At 69.2% G+C, this 18208-nt stretch carries 18 protein-coding genes and 1 tRNA gene; 11 read left to right on the top strand and 8 right to left on the bottom strand.

Annotated elements, in window-relative coordinates:
* Positions 1-79 precede the first annotated feature (79 nt).
* A complete protein-coding gene (locus ACLJTM_RS11525) occupies positions 80-553 on the bottom strand; it encodes a RidA family protein (protein WP_411103416.1) in 474 nt (157 codons plus the stop codon).
* Complete coding sequence (locus ACLJTM_RS11530; RefSeq protein ID WP_007264966.1) at positions 550-711, bottom strand: DUF4177 domain-containing protein; 162 nt, start codon at positions 709-711, stop codon at positions 550-552. The genes ACLJTM_RS11525 and ACLJTM_RS11530 overlap by 4 nt, the downstream gene beginning before the upstream one ends.
* Before the next feature lie 72 nt (positions 712-783).
* Between ACLJTM_RS11530 and ACLJTM_RS11535 the strand changes: the two genes are divergently transcribed.
* Both ACLJTM_RS11535 and ACLJTM_RS11540 read left to right on the top strand, forming a co-directional pair.
* A complete protein-coding gene (locus tag ACLJTM_RS11535; RefSeq protein ID WP_411103417.1) occupies positions 784-1764 on the top strand; it encodes an ArsA family ATPase in 981 nt (326 codons plus the stop codon).
* Positions 1761-3149, top strand: coding sequence for an ArsA family ATPase (locus tag ACLJTM_RS11540; RefSeq protein ID WP_411103418.1), 1389 nt, complete (start codon positions 1761-1763; stop codon positions 3147-3149). The genes ACLJTM_RS11535 and ACLJTM_RS11540 overlap by 4 nt, the downstream gene beginning before the upstream one ends.
* A gap of 28 nt (positions 3150-3177) precedes the next feature.
* On the opposite strand, the gene ACLJTM_RS11545 is transcribed toward ACLJTM_RS11540, so the two are convergent.
* Positions 3178-3537, bottom strand: a complete 360-nt coding sequence (locus ACLJTM_RS11545) for a WhiB family transcriptional regulator (RefSeq protein ID WP_411103784.1) — start codon at positions 3535-3537, stop codon at positions 3178-3180.
* A 397-nt stretch (positions 3538-3934) separates the two neighbouring features.
* Here ACLJTM_RS11545 and ACLJTM_RS11550 point away from each other — a divergent pair, with 397 nt between their 5' ends.
* Positions 3935-6259 (top strand): transglycosylase domain-containing protein, encoded by a 2325-nt coding sequence (locus tag ACLJTM_RS11550; protein ID WP_411103419.1) that lies wholly within the window; start codon positions 3935-3937, stop codon positions 6257-6259.
* Positions 6260-6369: 110 nt separating this feature from the next.
* Here the strand turns inward: ACLJTM_RS11550 and ACLJTM_RS11555 are convergent, their stop codons facing one another.
* Complete coding sequence (locus ACLJTM_RS11555; protein WP_411103420.1) at positions 6370-6831, bottom strand: GatB/YqeY domain-containing protein; 462 nt, start codon at positions 6829-6831, stop codon at positions 6370-6372.
* 68 nt (positions 6832-6899) lie between these two features.
* On the opposite strand from ACLJTM_RS11555, the gene ACLJTM_RS11560 reads away from it, so the two are divergent.
* The 6 genes from ACLJTM_RS11560 (at position 6900) to ACLJTM_RS11585 (ending at position 12997) form a co-directional block, all read left to right on the top strand.
* Positions 6900-7838: a metallophosphoesterase gene (locus ACLJTM_RS11560; protein WP_411103421.1), complete on the top strand. Its 939-nt coding sequence runs from the start codon at positions 6900-6902 to the stop codon at positions 7836-7838.
* 165 nt (positions 7839-8003) lie between these two features.
* Positions 8004-8077, top strand: a tRNA-Pro gene (locus ACLJTM_RS11565).
* A gap of 233 nt (positions 8078-8310) precedes the next feature.
* Positions 8311-9171, top strand: coding sequence for a TIR domain-containing protein (locus tag ACLJTM_RS11570; RefSeq protein ID WP_411103422.1), 861 nt, complete (start codon positions 8311-8313; stop codon positions 9169-9171).
* 13 nt (positions 9172-9184) lie between these two features.
* Positions 9185-9637, top strand: coding sequence for a hypothetical protein (locus ACLJTM_RS11575; protein ID WP_411103423.1), 453 nt, complete (start codon positions 9185-9187; stop codon positions 9635-9637).
* 212 nt (positions 9638-9849) lie between these two features.
* Positions 9850-11250 carry an MGMT family protein gene (locus ACLJTM_RS11580; protein WP_267721184.1) on the top strand — a complete coding sequence of 467 codons (1401 nt, stop codon included), beginning with the start codon at positions 9850-9852 and terminating at the stop codon, positions 11248-11250.
* A gap of 94 nt (positions 11251-11344) precedes the next feature.
* Positions 11345-12997, top strand: a complete 1653-nt coding sequence (locus ACLJTM_RS11585; protein ID WP_411103424.1) for a PE-PGRS family protein — start codon at positions 11345-11347, stop codon at positions 12995-12997.
* Here ACLJTM_RS11585 and ACLJTM_RS11590 read toward each other — a convergent pair.
* Positions 12927-13769: a PE-PGRS family protein gene (locus tag ACLJTM_RS11590; RefSeq protein WP_411103425.1), complete on the bottom strand. Its 843-nt coding sequence runs from the start codon at positions 13767-13769 to the stop codon at positions 12927-12929. The two genes, ACLJTM_RS11585 and ACLJTM_RS11590, sit on opposite strands and share 71 nt — an antisense overlap.
* A 136-nt stretch (positions 13770-13905) precedes the next feature.
* Here ACLJTM_RS11590 and ACLJTM_RS11595 point away from each other — a divergent pair, with 136 nt between their 5' ends.
* Complete coding sequence (locus tag ACLJTM_RS11595; RefSeq protein ID WP_411103426.1) at positions 13906-14394, top strand: hypothetical protein; 489 nt, start codon at positions 13906-13908, stop codon at positions 14392-14394.
* A 114-nt stretch (positions 14395-14508) separates the two neighbouring features.
* On the opposite strand, the gene ACLJTM_RS11600 is transcribed toward ACLJTM_RS11595, so the two are convergent.
* From ACLJTM_RS11600 to ACLJTM_RS11610, 3 genes are all read right to left on the bottom strand, one after another.
* A complete protein-coding gene (locus ACLJTM_RS11600; protein ID WP_411103427.1) occupies positions 14509-16002 on the bottom strand; it encodes a LacI family DNA-binding transcriptional regulator in 1494 nt (497 codons plus the stop codon).
* Between the two features lie 29 nt (positions 16003-16031).
* Positions 16032-16361, bottom strand: a complete 330-nt coding sequence (locus ACLJTM_RS11605; protein WP_243331338.1) for a helix-turn-helix domain-containing protein — start codon at positions 16359-16361, stop codon at positions 16032-16034.
* Positions 16362-16499: 138 nt separating this feature from the next.
* A complete protein-coding gene (locus ACLJTM_RS11610) occupies positions 16500-16751 on the bottom strand; it encodes a helix-turn-helix domain-containing protein (RefSeq protein ID WP_202200479.1) in 252 nt (83 codons plus the stop codon).
* 586 nt (positions 16752-17337) lie between these two features.
* Here ACLJTM_RS11610 and ACLJTM_RS11615 point away from each other — a divergent pair.
* Positions 17338-18177, top strand: coding sequence for a helix-turn-helix domain-containing protein (locus ACLJTM_RS11615; RefSeq protein WP_411103428.1), 840 nt, complete (start codon positions 17338-17340; stop codon positions 18175-18177).
* Positions 18178-18208: the final 31 nt, after the last annotated feature.

Consider the following 18208-nt stretch of genomic DNA (forward strand, 5'->3'; position numbering starts at 1 on the left):
CCGGCGGGGTCGGGAAAGCCGACGGGGCCGGGACGGCGCGTGTGCGCCCTCCCGGCCCCGTACCGGGCCGTACGGACCCTCAGGCCCCGGCCACCAGCTCGACCTGGATCTCGACCTCCACGGGGGCGTCCAGCGGCAGGACCGCCACGCCGACCGCGCTGCGGGCGTGCACGCCCTTCTCGCCGAGGACGGCGCCCAGGAGCTCGCTGGCCCCGTTGAGCACGCCCGGCTGGCCGGTGAAGTCGGGGGCCGAGGCCACGAAGCCGACGACCTTCACGATCCGCGCGATCTTGTCGAGGTCGCCGGTCACCGACTTGACGGCGGCCAGCGCGTTCAGCGCACAGGTGGCCGCCAGCTCCTTGGCCTGCTCCGCCGAGACCTCGGCGCCGACCTTGCCGGTGACCGGCAGGCTGCCCTTGACCATCGGAAGCTGCCCCGCGGTGTACACGTAGGCACCGGAGCGCACGGCCGGCTGGTAGGCGGCCAGCGGCGGGACGACCTCGGGGAGGGTCAGGCCGAGTTCGGCCAGCTTCGCCTCGACGACACCGCTCATGCCTTCTCCCGCTTGAGGTAGGCAACGAGCTGCTCGGGGTTGTTCGGGCCGGGCACGACCTGGACGAGCTCCCAGCCGTCCTCGCCCCAGGTGTCCAGGATCTGCTTGGTGGCGTGGACCAGCAGGGGGACCGTCGCGTATTCGAACTTCTTGGTCATGGGAGCGAGGGTAGTACCTCTCGTGCGGGGCTCATGCGCGTCCCGAGAGCCGAGTGGTTAGGCTCGGACGCTGTGAGCAGGCTCCAGGTGGTCAGCGGCAAGGGCGGCACCGGCAAGACCACGGTCGCCGCGGCACTCGCGCTCGCCCTCGCACGCGAGGGCAGGCGGACTCTACTGGTGGAGGTCGAGGGCAGGCAGGGGCTCGCGCAGCTCTTCGGCGCCGAGGCGCTCCCCTACGAGGAGCGGAAGATCGCGGTCGCGCCGGGCGGGGGCGAGGTCTTCGCACTGGCCATCGACGCCGAGCGGGCGCTCCTCGACTACCTCCAGATGTTCTACAAGCTCGGCTCGGCCGGGCGGGCCCTGAAGAAGCTCGGCGCCATCGACTTCGCGACCACCATCGCGCCGGGCCTGCGGGACGTCCTGCTGACCGGCAAGGCGTGCGAGGCGGTGCGGCGCAAGGACAAGGCGGGCCGGTTCGCCTATGACCACGTGATCATGGACGCGCCGCCCACCGGGCGGATCACCCGCTTCCTGAACGTCAACGACGAGGTGGCGGGGCTGGCCCGGTTCGGGCCGATCCACCACCAGGCCCAGGCCGTCATGAAGGTGCTCAAGTCCCCCGAGACGGCCGTCCACCTCGTGACCCTGCTGGAGGAGATGCCCGTCCAGGAGACCGCGGACGGCATCGCCGAGCTCCAGGAGGCCGGGCTTCCGGTGGGCCGGGTCGTGATCAACATGGTCCGCCCGCACCACCTCGACGAGGACACCCTGCGCTCCGCGGGCGAGGGGCACCGCACCGAGCTGGCCAAGGCCCTGTCCCGGGCCGGCCTCGGCGGGGCCCGGCGCGGCGGATTGGCCGAGCGGCTGGTCGGACCGCTGCTGGACCAGGCGGCCGAGCACGCGGGCCGGGTGGAGCTGGAGCGCGCGCAGCGCGCCGTACTGAAGGGGCTTCAGGTGCCGACGTACGAACTCCCCCTGCTCGGCTCAGGGGTGGACCTGGCCGGGCTGTACGCGCTGGCCAAGGACCTGCGCAAGCAGGCGGTGGCGCCGTGAGCGGGGACGGGGGCACCGTGGGCCTGGACGCTCCGCCGTGGCTGGCGGTCGACCGGCTGCTGGACGACCCGCAGAACCGGATCGTCGTGTGCTGCGGGTCGGGCGGGGTCGGCAAGACCACCACGGCCGCGGCCCTGGGGGTCCGGGCGGCCGAACGGGGGCGCAAGGCGGTGGTGCTCACCATCGACCCGGCACGCCGGCTCGCGCAGTCGATGGGGATCGACTCGCTGGACAACACCCCGCGCAAGGTGGCGGGCGTGGGCGCCGACGGCGGTGAACTGCACGCCATGATGCTGGACATGAAGCGGACCTTCGACGAGATCGTCGAGGCGCACGCGGACGGCGAGCGGGCCCGTGCCATCCTGGCCAACCCCTTCTACCAGTCCCTGTCGGCCGGATTCGCGGGCACGCAGGAGTACATGGCGATGGAGAAGCTGGGGCAGCTGCGGGCCCGGGACGACTGGGACCTGATCATCGTCGACACCCCGCCGAGCCGGTCCGCCCTGGACTTCCTGGACGCGCCGAAGCGGCTCGGGTCCTTCCTGGACGGGAAGTTCATCCGGGTGCTGATGGCTCCGGCGAAGGTGGGCGGCCGGGCGGGGATGAAGTTCCTCAATGTCGGCATGTCGATGATGACGGGCACCCTCAGCAAGCTGATGGGCGCTTCGCTGCTGAAGGACGTGCAGACCTTCGTGGCCGCGATGGACACCATGTTCGGCGGCTTCCGCACCCGCGCCGACGCCACCTTCCGGCTCCTCCAGGCTCCCGGTACGGCCTTCCTCGTGGTCGCGGCGCCCGAGCCGGACGCCCTGCGGGAGGCGGCGTACTTCGTGGAGCGGCTGGCCGCCGAGGGGATGCCGCTGGCGGGCCTGGTGCTCAACCGGGTCCACGGGAGCGGCGCCGACCAGCTGTCCGCAGAGCGGGCCTTGGCCGCCGCAGAGAATCTTGAAGAGGGCGGCATTGTCGATCAGGAGTCCGGGAAAGCTGGACTTCGTGACGCGGCCGCGGGCTCTCCCGAGACCGGCTCCCCCAGCGCCGAAGGCCTCACGGCCGACGCGGGCGGCAGCACGCGGGACGAGCTCACACCGGACGGCACCGGGCCGGACGGGACCGGGCCGGACGGGACCGGTGTGGACGGCAGCGGTGTGGACGGCACCGGTGTGGACGAAGTCGCGGTGGATGCCCTCGCGGTCGGCTTGCTGCGCCTGCACGTGGAGCGGATGCAGGTGATCGCGCGTGAACAGCGCACACGCGACCGCTTCACCTCACTGCACCCCGAAGTGGCGGTGGCCGAAGTGGCCGCCCTGCCCGGCGATGTGCACGACCTCGCCGGGCTTCGGGCCATCGGAGAGCGACTCGCGGCCGGGGTGCCGGCCGGAGCGTAGGCGTTCCTACGACAGGGCGCGCGGGTGGTTACCCGACGGCCGCGTACGTCTCGTACGCCTCGTACGGAACGTCTGCCTCCGCATCAGCATCCATGGTGAGGATGCCCGTACTGCGCTCGTACTCCGTGCGGGCGGTTTCGAGCAGCCGTCGCCACGAGGTGACGGTGGGACGCCGGCGCAGCAGCGCACGTCGTTCCCGCTCGGTCATTCCGCCCCACACACCGAACTCGACACGGTTGTCGAGCGCGTCGGCCAGGCACTCGGTCCGCACCGGACATCCGGTGCACACCGCCTTGGCCCTGTTCTGTGCTGCTCCTTGAACGAACAGTTCATCCGGATCGGTAGTGCGGCAGGCTGCCTGCGCACTCCAGTCGGTAACCCAGCCCATCCCGGCGCCGTCCTCTCCCGAATCGAGGCTCCCCCACGGCGGCAGCGGCATATTCACCGCTACCAGTTGAGGACGTTACGGAAGGTGGACACAGCGCAACACCCCCGACGGGCCCAATCTTGAATGGTCCGAACGGACTATGGGTAAGCGGCAGATCACCCGACGGAGTGATCCGGCGACATGCCCGGCCATTCCGGCAATTCGGATGGAATCGGGAGAGCCCCGGCACGGTGCGTCGAGCGCGGACGATCAGATTCGGACAGGAGTCCACCCCCTTCGGGAAGGGTGAAAATCAAGCCGCGGGGTTGATGTCGCACCGCACTGCTGTGACAGTTGGGGACAGCTTAGGCCAAGGCATTCGCGCGTGTCCGGCGAATCAGAACGTAGGCTGCCCTCCATGGGAAAGAAGCGCTCGGGCGGCGGGCTCACGGGGAGCCAGCAGGCCGCCAAGTTCCTCGGGGTGTCCGTTCTCTCCGGAGTTGTGCTGGCCGGCATGGCGATTCCGGCCGCAGGCGCCCTGGGGCTTGCCGCCAAGGGCACGGTCGAGGGATTCGACGAGATCCCGGCCAATCTCAAGACTCCGCCACTGAGTCAGCGGACCACGATTCTGGACGCGGAAGGTGGCGTGATCGCCACGGTCTATTCGCGCGACCGGCAGGTGGTCCCCCTGACGGCGATCTCCCCGTACATGCAGAAGGCGATCGTCGCGATCGAGGACTCCCGCTTCTACGAACACGGCGCGGTCGACCTCAAGGGCATCCTCCGCGCGGTCAACCGCAACGCGCAGGAGGGCGGCGCCGCACAGGGCGCCTCCACCCTCACGCAGCAGTACGTGAAGAACGTGTTCGTCGAAGAGGCCGGTGACGACGAGACCAAGGTCCGCGAGGCCCAGGAGAAGAGCCTCGGCCGCAAGATCCGCGAACTGAAGTACGCGATCCAGGTCGAGGAGGAGCTCGGGAAGAAGAAGATCCTCGAGAACTACCTGAACATCACCTACTTCGGCCAGCAGGCGTACGGCATCGAATCCGCGGCCCAGCGCTACTTCAGCAAGCCGGCCAAGGACCTGGCCCTGGAGGAGTCCGCCCTGCTGGCGGGCGTCGTCCAGTCGCCGAGCCGCTTCGACCCGGTCAACGACGCGACGGAGGCGATGAAGCGGCGCAACATCGTCCTGCAGCGCATGGCCGACATCAAGGACGTCTCCCAGGCGGAGGCCGACGCGGCGAAGGCCAAGCCGGTCACCCTGAAGGTCACCAAGCCCAAGAACGGCTGCATCACCGCGGTCAAGGGCGCCGGCTTCTTCTGCGACTACGTGCGCAACTCGTTCCTGACCGACGCCGTCTTCGGCAAGACGCGCGAGGACCGGGCGAAGGTCTGGAACCAGGGCGGCCTGACCGTGCGGACCACGCTCGACCCGCAGTCGCAGGACGCGGCCAACGAGTCGATCAAGGACCACGTCTACCAGGAGGACTCGATCGCGACGGCCGTGACCATGGTCCAGCCGGGCACCGGCCGGGTCCTGGCGATGGGTCAGTCGAAGCCGTACGGCTTCGGCAAGAACGAGACGCAGATCAACTACTCCGTGGACAAGCGGATGGGCGGCTCGAACTTCGGCTTCCAGGTCGGCTCCACCTTCAAGCCGTTCATCGCGGCCGCGGCCCTCGAACGGGGCATGCCCCCCACGAAGGTCTACGGGGCGCCGAACAAGATGGACTACCCCAGTCCGATCAGCAAGTGCGACGGCACGCAGTGGCTGAACCTGGCGGACAACTCGGGCAAGCTCGCGACGGCCGAGAACGAGACCGAGGACGAGGTCGGCCCGTACGCGCTGAGGACGGCGATGGAGAAGTCCATCAACACGTACTTCGTCGAGATGATCGGCGAGATCGGGCTCTGCCCGGTGACCGAGATGACGCAGAAGCTGGGCGTGGTCCCGGCCGCCGGCACCAAGCTGCCCGAGGCCCCGTCCATCGCGCTCGGCTCCGCCGAACTGTCCCCCCTGACGATGGCCAACGCGTACGCCACCTTCGCCAACCGCGGCGTCTACTGCACCCCGGTCGCCATCGAGTCGATCACCGACTCGCACGGCAAGGCGCTCGCGGTGCCGAAGAGCAAGTGCGACCGCGCCATGACGCAGAACACCGCCGACACCATCAACACCCTGCTGCGCGGAGTGGTCGACTCCGGTACGGGTGAGCGGGCGGGCCTGAGCGACCGCGACAACGCGGGCAAGACCGGTACGACGGACTCCCGCCACAACGCCTGGTTCGTGGGCTACACCCCGAACATCTCGGGCGCAGTGTGGGTCGGCTCCGGCGGTGCGAAGAAGATCTCGATGGAGAACATCGAGATCGGCGGCCGGTCCTACGACAAGGTCTTCGGCGGCGGTCTGCCGGGTCCGATCTGGAAGGACGCGGTCACCGGCGCGCTGTCCGGCCGCGAGGCCCCCGGCTTCACCACGGTGAGCATCCCGGAGCCGTCGGTTCCGGGCGGTCCGGGCGGCCAGAACGGCGGCCGGCCCGCCACGACCCCGAACAGGCCGGCGAAGCCCGGCAAGCCGGGCAACGACGGCAAGCCCGGCGGACGGCCCGGCGGGGCGACGGCCGCCGGGGCCACGGCTGCCGGGGCGACGGGCGGCGGGGCCACGGGCGGCGCCGGCGGCGTCGGCGGTACGGACCCGCAGAACCCGTTCCCGGGGCTGATCGGCGGATTCGGCGACCGGTAGACCGGTAGTACCGGGGCCGGGAGCGGCCACGGTAGGCATGTATGAGGGGAGGGCCCCGGCCGATCGGCCGGGGCCCTCCCCTCATACATGCGTGCCGGCGCGGACTCCGGTCAGGCGAGCTTCTGCTTCACCACGGCGGCGACACGGCCGCCCTCCGCCAGCCCCGCGACCTTCGGGTTCACGATCTTCATGACGGCGCCCATGGCCCGCGGCCCCTCGGCCCCGGCCGCACGCGCCTCCTCAACGGCCTCCGCCACGATCGCGGCGAGCTCCTCGTCGGTGAGCTGCTTGGGGAGGTAGGTGTCGAGGAACTCGCCCTCCGCGGTCTCCCGCGCGGCCTGCTCGGGGCGACCGCCCTGCGCGAACGCCTCCGCGGCCTCGCGGCGCTTCTTCGCCTCCTTGGCGATCACCTTGAGGACTTCCTCGTCGGAGAGGACGCGCGCCTCCTTGCCCGCGACCTCCTCCTTGGTGATGGCGGAGAGGGTCAGGCGCAGTGTGGACGAGTGCAGTTCGTCGCGCGCCCGGATGGCGGTCGTGAGGTCTTCCTGGAGCTTGGCCTTCAGCGTGGTCATGTACCCGAGTCTGCCAGGTAACGGCCTGCTGACGCCCACGCGTTTTCCGCGTCTGCGACGATGGGGCCATGCGTGCGCGTTACGGAGTACCCCTGAAGGCGGCCGCCGGGATCGCGGCGGTCGGGGCAGCGGGAGTGGCCTACGCCGCCGGATTCGAGGCGCGGTCGTTCCGCCTGCGCCGGATCACGGTGCCCGTCCTTCCCCCGGGGATGCGCCCGCTGCGCGTCCTGCAGGTGTCGGACATCCACATGGTCAGCGGGCAGCACAAGAAACGTGCCTGGCTGCAGTCCCTGGCCGGGCTGCGCCCCGACTTCGTGGTGAACACCGGCGACAACCTCTCGGACACCGAGGGCGTACCGGAGGTGCTCGACGCGCTCGGTCCGCTGATGGAGTTCCCGGGGGTGTACGTCTTCGGGTCCAACGACTACTACGGGCCGCGGCTGCGCAACCCCGGGCGCTACCTCCTGGAGAAGACCCAGGGCCGGCACGGGCTGAACGGGAACAAGCCGGTCGTCGGCGCCGTCCACAACCCGTGGGAGGGCATGCGGGACGCCTTCGACGCGGCCGGCTGGCTGAACCTCACCAACACCCGGGCGCGGCTCAAGCTCGACGGGCTGGAGCTGGCCTTCACCGGGCTGGACGACCCGCACATCAAGCGGGACCGGTACGAGCGGGTGGCGGGCGGCCCGGAGGCCGGGGCGGACTTCTCCCTGGCCGTGGTGCACGCCCCGTACCTGCGCACACTGGAGTCGTTCACGGCGGACGGCTACCCGCTGATCCTGGCCGGGCACACTCACGGCGGCCAGCTCTGCATCCCCTTCTACGGCGCCCTGGTCACCAACTGCGACCTCGACACCCGGCGGGTCAAGGGCCTGTCCACCCACGAGGCAGGCGGGCACCGGGCCTACCTGCACGTGTCGGCGGGCTGCGGGACCAACCGCTACACCCCGGTCCGCTTCGCCTGCCCGCCCGAAGCGACGCTCCTCACCCTGACCCCGAAGGTGTAGGCCGCCTCTTCCGGATCCCGGCGCAGCCCGGCCCGGCCGGGCTGCGCCGGGCGCCTCGCCGCGGCGGGCACGGGACCGCTCCGCGAAACCGGATTTCGTCTCCGGCCGGAGGTCCGCTAAAGTAATCGATGTCGCCAGGGCAGCAAGCGCTGCAAGGACGACGATCGGGGTGTAGCGCAGCTTGGCAGCGCGCTTCGTTCGGGACGAAGAGGTCGTGGGTTCAAATCCCGCCACCCCGACTTCGTAAGACCAGGTCAGGGGCCTGATCCACTCAGTGGATCAGGCCCCTGTTTGGCGTTTGCCCCTGTCTTGGGAGCCAACGGGGAGCCGACCCCCGAATCCGGCTCCCCGCATCGAGGCCTGAGTGTCGGTACCTGCCGCTACCGTCGCTGAAGACAGTTCCCTCTCGACCGTGAGTGGTGAGCAAGACATGGCAGACCGAGTGGGCGAGGACGGCACAGATCCTCGCAAGGTGTTCGTGATCCACGGACGAAACGAGCTCGCTCGCAAGGGGCTCTTCGAGTTCCTGCGCGCCATCGGCCTCGATCCAATCGAGTGGTCCGAGGCCATTCAGATGACCGGCAAGGGCTCCCCGTACATCGGCGAGGTCCTCGACACGGCGTTCAGCAGTGCACAAGCAGTGGTCGTCCTGCAGACGCCCGATGACGTCACCTACCTCCACGAGAGTCTGACGTACGCCGGCGATCCCGAGTGCAACCCACAGATGCAGCCCCGGCCGAATGTCCTGTTCGAGGCAGGGATGGCCATGGGCCGCGACGAGAACCGCACCGTGATAGTGGAACTCGGGCAGGTGAAGGTCTTCAGTGACATTCACGGCAGACACGTGATCCGCCTCGACGGCTCCGTGCGCAAGCGGCAGGACCTCGCGATGCGCCTACAGACCGCCGGGTGTGCCGTGCGACTGACCGGTACAGATTGGCACGACGCGGGCGACCTCACCCCTCCTGTCACCCCGGGCGGCGGGCTCCCCTTGGGCCGGAAGCTACCGTCGTCACAGGCAGCGGGTATGCCCCGACTCAGCGCTCGGTACGTCGACAATGGCCCCAAGAAGATGGGGGCCGTACAGATCACCAATCACGGCCCCGGCGACGTCTACGACCTGGACGTACGGGCTGACGCAGGGGAGGAGCTCATCACTCGCAGCCAGGCCGACTTCCCCGTCCCCAAGCTGCCGGCTGGGAAGTCCGTTCGGTTGCTCACCTCTCGCTCCCTGGGGTGGTCCGGAGCAAGCTCGTACTTCAACGTCGTCCTGTCGGGCAAGACCGTCGACGGTGTGCCGATCGAGGTCGAAGAGTTCGTGGATGGGGCGTGACGTGGAGATCCCAATGAGTCTGCCTCTCGACAACGACGGCTTCTTGCGCCGGGAATGCCCGCACTGCGCTGATCAGTTCAAGTGGCACCACGGGCCGGCGAATGCGGAGGCCGAGCAGCAGCCGTCGCCAACTACCTACTACTGCCCTCTGTGCGGGCAGCCAGCGGGACCGGACTCCTGGTGGACGCGGGAACAGATCGACTATGCCGGGGGCCTGATGGCTCCAGTCGCAGCACGGATGGTGGAGCAGGAGCTGAAGGGCACCCTCAAGCAGGCACGCAGCAAGTACGTGAAGGTCGATCTCAGGGGCAGTGTGGATACCCCGGAGACGCCTTCGCCGCTCGTGGAGCCCGACGACATGGTCATCGTGACCTCCCCTTGCCACTCGTACGAGCCGGTGAAGGTCCCCGATGACACGTCGGGCCCGTATCACTGCCTCGTATGCGGTCAAGCCTTCGCCGTCTGATCCCAGACGGTACAACCAGAAGTTACGGTAGGCGTCGGCGCCCCATCCCGCGGTGATCTCGTGCGGTGGGGGCACCGGCATCGCCCACGACCCGACTTAGAAGTCGGCCCTACCCCGTCCGTGATCTACCGGAAGCAGCTGCCCCGGGGCACGGTCCGCACGTAGGCTCGGCGCGAGAGCGCCTGGACGGCGGACTGGGGCAGGGGGACAGCGTGGATCATCTCTTCACCGTCGAAGGGGCCTTGGCCGTACCCATAGCACCGACCGCGCTCGCAGCGGAGGGGCTCCTCGAACGACAGCACCTCCAGGAGTGGGTGATCGCGCACCCTCAGGTTCTCGGAGAGTCGGTGCTCGTGATCACCTCCGAGTTCGATCGGTGGGCCGACACGGACGGGGTGCCGGCGCGCGACCGCTTGGACGTCCTGGGCCTGGATGCCACCGGGCGGCTCGTGGTGGTCGAGCTGAAGCGGGGTACCGCCGACCGCGACGTCCACCTCCAGGCGATCACCTATGCCGCCCTGGTGTCCCGGTTCGACCTCGACACACTGGCCCAAGCGCACCGCGACTTCCGGAAGGTGCGGGGCGAGAGCCTCGAACTCGACACGTGCCGCCAGCGCCTCCTGGACCACGTGGACGGGGACTGGAGCCCTGAACTGCTCCAGCGCCCCAGGCAGGTGATCATCGCCGGCGACTTCCCCAAGCAGGTCACCCACACCGTGGTGTGGCTGTCGGAGATGAACCTCGACATCGACCTCATCCAGGTGGGCCTGTGGAAGGTGAAGGACGAGCTCGTCGCCAGCTTCACCAAGGTCTATCCCACCCCGGAGGTGGAGGAGTTCACTCTCGCTCCGGCCAGGATCGAGGCCAAGGCCGCGGCCCAGAAGCTGGAGGAACGTTCGCGGGCCCAGAACGCCGTGCACGTTATCGTCGGCGCCGGGCTGATCCCGGATGGGGCCCTGCTCCGGCTGACGCCGAGGCACGGAGTGACCGAAGGCATCCGCGAGGACATCCTGGCCTGGGTCGGTGAGGACAGCAGCCGAGCGAGTGTCACGTGGAACAACAACACTGCCAAGCCGCTGACGTGGAAGAGCGACGGCAAGCCGTACACCCCGACCGGACTGGCCAACCACATCTTCACCAGCGTGACCGGCCGCAAAGCCGACGGCATACAGGGCACCACCTGGTGGGACATCGACACCGCCCACGTCCCGGACACCGTCGACCCCGACGAATGGGCAGCACTGGCCGGCACCAACCTCGCTGGCCTGGCCAAGCAGTTCAACGGCACCAGCAAGGACTGGACGGGCCTGCACACCCTCCTGAACGCCGTCCCCGCCGGACGGTGGACGACCTACGGGGACGTGGCGGCCGTGATCAGCAGCCACGCCGTCCCGGTCGGCACCCACCTGGCAACCTGCGGCCAGTGCCCCAATGCCTGGCGGGTCCTCAACGCGGCGGGCCGCGTCAGCCCCGGCTTCCGCTGGAGCGACCCCACCCGCACAGACTCCCCCGCCGACATCCTGGCGGCCGAGGGCGTCCGTTTCGATGCAGGGGCAGCGGATCCGACTGCGCGCCTGTCCGTGGAAGCCCTGAAGACCCTCCCCGGCGACTGACCTCGAACTGCCGTAGAGGCCGGCCGGGAACCAGCCCCCGGAAAGCCCACCGCACAGCTTGTGCCCACCGGATCGCTGACGGTACGACGATCACATGCACCGTTGGACACCGCTCAACGATCGCCAACTTGCCCTCCTCACACGCATCGGGGAGGGAAGCGACCCGGTCACGTCAGAATTCCCGGAGCTCGCCCTTACTGCGCGTGCCCTGAAGGAACGGGGCCTCATCGCCATGCCGAAGGAGGGCGGACGGTGGCAGGCGGAGATCTCCGATGCTGGGCGCTTCTACCTCCAGCACGGCCATCACCCGGACCGGCCTGCACCCGCACCTCGAAGGTCCCGCACGACAGCGGCCGCCACCACGGCGACCCAGGAGCCTGAGCCTCCCGAGCCCAAGAACCCAGCCGAACCGAAACCTCGTGTTCAGCGTGCGCCCAAGGTTCCACAGCCCTCCCCCGCCGATATCGGGGCGGCCTTGATCGCGGAAGTGCAGCAGGCTGGGCGTTTCCTGCGCATCCCGGATCCGGGTGAGGCGGAGCGGGCCCGGTACCGACGGGCCTTCGATGCGGCAAGGCAGTATCCCCCGGCCGGATACCACCTGAAGTACACCGGGCGGGCCAAGGGAGACATCAGCTTCGGGCTGCTCCGGTTGAACGGCGAGGACGACACCGAGTGGAACCGCATCAGGCTCGCACGCAGCAGGACGCTGACCGACGTCGACGATGTGATCGCGGCGGTCGAGAAGGACCACAGCGCCTTCGAAGTCTCGGAGGAGGTACTCCCCCGGGTTCTGTCTCTGCTCCGGCTGTTCGCCGAGCGCGCCTTCGCCCTCCATGGCGAGATCACTGTCTCCAGGAAGCGCAAGCAGCCGAGGCCACTGCTCACCGTCCATGGCATCACGTGCGAGATCAGCTTCCGTGAGCGACAGAGGCAGGTCCCGTACGTACCCAAGCAGCCGGGCCGGCGCACCTATGACTGGCAGCGGGTGACGCCGGCGCACCGGTTCGAGCCTTCCGGGGAGCTCGAGTTGCGCCTGGGCATCAAAAGGGAGTGGGCCGACGCCAACGAGAGGCCGCTGGAAGACCAGATCGATGAGGTCTTCAAGGTACTGAAGACACGTGGGCAGGAGCAGGAGCGGGCCAGGCTGAAGTACGAGGCGGAGCAGCGCCGCCTGCGGGAGGAGCGCGACGCGGAACAGCATCGGCTGCAGGAGGAGCGTGCGAGGCAGGAGGCCGACCGCCAACGGGTGGAAGCGGAGAAGCAGCAGCGGACACAGGAGAAGTGGGAGACCGCGGTCAACGTGGCTTCGATCAAGGCGGTCGACGCGGCGCGGGCCGAGCAGTTCGGGACGGCTCTGGACCAGTGGCGAGCGGTCGGCGAGATCCGGGCGTTCTGCGACGTACTGGACGAGGCTGCTTCCCAGGCGGATGACCCTGCAGAGGCAGAGAGCCTTCGGGAGTGGTCGGCCTGGGGACGGTCAGAGGCAGCCCGGCTCGATCCCATCCTGAGCCGCAAGGGGCTACGCGGGCGGAACTTCCACGCGGAGCCGACGGGTGACCAGCTTCGTCCGTTCCTAGACGGCTGGCACCCGCACCGTCCCAAGAAGGAGAAGCCGCCGTCGCCGCCCGCTCCGGCCCAGCCCGAGGCACGGCCGGAGTCGGAGCGCTCACGCGCGTTCAGCGACGAACGTCTGGACCAAGGCTGGAGATATGGACGCCCAGGTCGCGCTCAATGGTGGAGGCGATGACACCGTGGCCCCGGTCGCGGAGCGCCTTCACGGCCCGCTCGACCAGTTCCCCGAGTCGCAGCACCTCCGACCTCAGGGCCACCAGTTCGTCGTGGCGCTCTGCCTTCTCCTGTCCGCACCACTCCCGCACCGTGTGCAGGGCTTCCTTCTCCGCGTCCAGCCTTCGGTCGTCCCGACGCTGGTGGCCGTACCAGGAAGATCGGTCGCGCTCCTCTTTTATGGCTCGCTGCCGCCGGTCGACCTCGGGCAGGATCTCCTCGGCCAGCCGCTGGGCGACCTGGCGTGCTATCCGCTCGGTGATCGGCCAGCCCACAAGGGAGGAGCCTTTGCGGTCCTCGTGGACCATGGGGTCATCACGTAGTCGGGCAGCCTCCATGCCGACGAGGGGCGCGGTCTCGTCGAGATGCCCGAGCTCCAAGACGCCCGCGTCGGCCACCGCCTTCCGCAGACGTAGCCGGCCCTTGGGCCGGACGAAGCCCAGGATCATCCGGGCCGCCTCGAATTCAGCGCTCCCCCGCACTGCCCTCGATGCCTCGGCCAGGGCCAGTTCCGCCGAGTCGTCCGCCCGGAAGAGTTCGACGTCAGGCCAGAGGGCGACCAGGCAGCTGGGGCTCACCCACTCCTGCAGGCCGGCTGCGTCACCTTCCAGGAACCGCACGTGGACGCTCCCGGACCTGCCTGAGCCGCCCACCCTGACGATCTCCACCGGGCGGAGTGCACCGCCCAGTTCCTTGGGCCTTGGTCGATAGGCCCAATGCTCCCCGATCTCCATTCCTCCATTGAGCCAGGTCACCGGCGGCGCCGGATGCCGAACGCCGGATCGGGTGCCTGTCCGGTTTCCGCCGTTCGATCGGAAGCGGTCTGGGAGAAGATCGTTGTCAGCGTTCTACCGAAGGGGACTACCGCACATGACCGACCACCAGGACCGGACCTGCGGGCGACCTACCCGCTCGGGGAGTCCGTGCAAGATCCGGATATCGGGTTCGGACGTGGCGTGCGGCACGCACGCCACGGAGCAGGACAAAGCCGTGGCCGAGGCACATCGGCGCGGGTGGAGCGAGGGCTACAGGTCGGGCAGCGAGAGCAGCACGAGCTTCTCCAAGCCCCGGGTCGAACGGCTGGAACATCGCGTCAAGGAACTTGAGGAGCAACTGGACGCCACGAGGCGCGTCTACCAGGTCGACGGCCACCAGGTCGTAGAGGTCGGCAGGTACAGCTACCGCTGGCGTGGGAGCGAGCCGCTCGAAGTCGGCGATCGGGTGCTGCTGCCAGAGAACTACGTGAGCCGTATGAAGGACGGCCCGGGCCCTACCGCAGGCGTGGTGAGCAAGCTCGGCACCACCTACCGTGGCCAGCTGTCCGACATCGTCAGGCGCGCTCCGGCGACGGGCAAGTAGATCGGGATTCGGCTTCGACTGTAGAGGCCCTCGCCGATGGGCAGACCCGGCCTCCATCGGGAGGGCCGGGCCTGCATATTCGCAGCGGTAGACCTGTCAGCGACTACACGTCGTTCACAGAAGCCGGTCGAGAGCAGCGACAGGGGATCTCGGGCCCATCTCACGGCGGGCGGCGAGCGCTGTCTCCCACTGTTGGGTGAGGCCGGCCATGAGGCGCCGCCGCATGCCGGGCGTGACGTGGGCGTAGCGGGCGGAGACCGAGCCGTCGATGTGGCCCATGCGCTCGTCCATGAGGACCTTCTCCGTGCCGAGGTCCTCCATGTGGGTGCGGTGGGAATGGCGCAGGCCGTGCGGGGTGAGGCCCCTGGCGATGGCCGTCCAGCAAGCGTCGGCGCGACCCTGGGCGTTGCGACCCCGGACCGGTATGCCCGGGAACGGGTCTCCGAGGAGCGGAACGGGACGGGACTCCTGCGGCGCCTTCTTCGGGTACCAGCCCGTCGTCGCCGGGTGGAAGAGCCAGGTGGCGAAGCCGTTGCGGCGCCAGTGGGCGGCGTGTTCCGTGGGTGCGCCGCCGCGTACGAAGCCCAGCTCGGTGATGGCGAGTTCGACCCGGGTGCGAGTGGCCTCGCGCACGCGGTCGGGGTGGTTCAGGACGTTGGACACCGTGCCCGTGGAGACGCCAGCGCGGCGGGCTACGTCGACCAGCTTCGCGCCCTGGTGTCCTCCGGTACGGGCGGTGCCCTGGCCTTGGAAGACGTACGTCCTGCCATGGCACGGGCACGGCTTGGGCTTGGTACGGGCGACGTGGTCGGCCACGAGGGCCGAGAGCCAGTCGGGGGCGTCGATGGTGCGGTAGCTGTCGTCCTTGGGCGGGCAGCGGACCATCACACCCGAGTCGAGCTCGTACAGCTGCCACTCGACTCGGACCGAGCCCCGCCGGGCGAACTCGGTTTCCAGGCCGACGACTTCGCCCCAGCGCATGCCGGTGTACGCCTTGAGGATCACCGCGACGAACTCGTCGTCCCGGCCGGACAGCAGGGCAGCCCGCTCCGCGATCAGGAGGGCGCCGAGCGCGTCCGTGACGACCTTCTCCGGACCGCGGTCGGCGGAGCGGCCGGCCCGCTTGCCCCTCCCCCGGCGCTTGGCGGCGGGGTTCGCGTCGATGAGCCCCTCGTCCACGGCGTCGGCGAGGATGAGGTGGAGCGTGGCCCGCCAGGTCTTGACGCTGGAGGCGGCATAGGAGGCACGTTCCTTCTTCTCCCACAGCGCGACGTCGGTACGGAGAATGCCGGCGAGGGCCTTGTCCTCGAAGTCGGGGAGCAGGTGCTCCTCGATGTGGCGGCGGTAGTTCTGCATGGTGGACGCGGCCAGGTCCTGGGCGTCGTACCAGCGGCTCGCGTACTCGCCGAACGTCTCCTGGCCCAGTGACGGGTCACGTACGTCGCCGCGCCGGAAGCCGATCTCCGCCTCGTCGGCGGCCCGCTTGGCCTCTCTCTTGGTGGCGAACTTGATGGTCGCTCCGGTCGAGTCGACGACCGTGTTGTGCTTTCCGGGCGCCGTCTTGTAACGACCGCGCCAGTAGTTGCTGCGCTTCTCCGCGAAGCCCACTGTTTCCTCCCCTCTTGGTTGCTCGTCAGCTACGCGGTGGTGTCGAAGTCGTCCTGGCGCGCACGGCGGGGTCGACGGGCGCGGAGGCGGGCGGATGGGGCTGCCGTGCGCGACGGCACCGTACGGACGGAGGGTGCGACTGGTTCGGGTGCGATCGCCGGCCGCACTTCGTACAGGCGGATGATCTCCGCGAGGTGTTCAGCGGTGAAGCGGTACGAACGTCCGACCCGGGTGAACGGGATGCGTCCCCGGCTGGCCCGGTCCTTGACCCACCAGGCGGAACAGCCGAGGGCATCGGCTATCTCCTCGGGGCGGAACAGTCGGGGGAGGGCGGAGGAGTCGGAGCAGGCTGCGGCCATGGGCGATTGACGCAAGAAGGATCCTCATCAGGTACGGCGGAGTAGGCCGAGGGTTCGACCGCGGTTCTGGAGTGGGCAAATGGCCTGTGCGGAGTGGCCGGCGGCGACACTGGCACGCCGCAGGCCGGGCTCGTGCGGCTACGCGGCGGGCTGGAGCAGCACGAGCGGGGAGACGCCGAGGGCGGCGGCGATCGCGACGAGGTCGTCGACGTCGCAGCGGCGGCGTCGGCGTTCGATGCGGGAAATCGTCGTGACGGTCATGGGGTGGCCCAGCGCGGTGGCACGGGCTGCCAGCTGGCGCTGGGCGACACCGCGGGCGGTGCGGGCTCGCTCGATGGCACGGGCGACCCGATTCCCGGCCGGACCGATTTCCAGAGGTGTTGGGGGCATGCATATTTTGTAACTTGGGATCCCCGGTTTGGGTAACCGGGGATCTGCTGCTACATTCCGCCGCTTTGTTGTCAGGTTCCCTACCCTGCCGCCGAAAAATTGCGAAACATAGCAGCGGATCCCCGGTTGACCAAATAATGGCCCGTCAGGTCCGTCGACTGGAGAGCAGCCCGCAGGCTGCACCCTTCCAACCTGCACAGATGGAGTACCAGGAGGTAACGGCGAGGGTGCGCGGAGACATTGCCGAAGCGTCGCGACTTGCCCTATTCGTCCCGCCGATTTCCCGAGCTATTTGGTCAACCGGGGATTCGGGTCTACCGTTTTTACACACCCACAGGGACATGTTCGCCGTGAGCTGTTTGCTTTCTCGGCGGAATGCTGGACTTGCGCGAACCAATGTGGCTGTCTTGTCCATGCACCCCGAACGCTGATCCCGGGGGACACGGCAAGCCCCGGCACTCCAAGGCCAGGCAGCGAAGCTGCCAGCACCGCACGCCCGCAGGCCGCAGCCGTCACACCGCACCCTCCCCTCCCCCACCCGAAGCGGGCTACCCCCTGCCCGCCCACACCAAGGAGCCGCCACCCGATGAGTCATGACGCCCGCGCATGGGTGTGGGACCACAGCCGCAGCAAGGGCACCGCCCGCATGATCCTCGTGCTGATCGCCGACCGATGCGTCGATGGCCGCTGCATCGCGTACGCCTCGGTCCCCGCCCTCATGAAGCGGGCCAACGCCTCCCGCAGCGCCGTGCGGGGCGCCCTCGACAAACTGATCGCCAGCGGCGAGCTGGTGTGGATCGAGGATCGCAAGGGCCCTCGTGGCGAGAGGTACTACCACCTCCCCGATGCGGCCCAGTTCCTCGCCGAACAGGCCACAGCGAGGGGCCGGAATCCGGCCCCCGCCGGGCCGGAATCCGGCTCGTCAAAGCCGTTTGGAGGGGGGCCTGAAACCGACCCCGGGGACCGGAATCCGACCCCCGGGGGGATCGGAATCCAACCCGGAAGGGGACCGGAATCCAGCCCCCAGAACAGTAGAGAACCAAAGATGAACGGTAGTAAGAGCAGCAGCTCTCCGCTCATCCCCGCCGCCCAGTGGCACATCGACGACACCACCGAGACGTGGCTGCGGCAACAGGGCCACCTCGACCGGCTCGGCGAGCACGCCCTGCGAGCGGCTGACGAGAAGTGGCGCAACTACCGGGCGGTCTGGGGACCGCGCAACGCCGCTGCCTGGTCCGCCGACTGGCGCGAGTGGATCACCCGCGAACACACTCCCGCTCCTGGCCGCCCGCACCTGCGCTCCCTGCCAGGCGGCGCCTCCTCCGGTCCTGCGACCGGAAGGACCCGCGCCGAACAGCACACCAGCGCCCTGCTCGACGCCCTCACTGAGCTCGAAGCCCACAACACCCCTACCGGAACGGAATAACTACCCTGGACCTCCGAGAGATCGCCCTCCT

Source organism: Streptomyces sp. cmx-4-9, assembly GCF_046548835.1.
Taxonomy (GTDB): Bacteria; Actinomycetota; Actinomycetes; order Streptomycetales; family Streptomycetaceae; genus Streptomyces.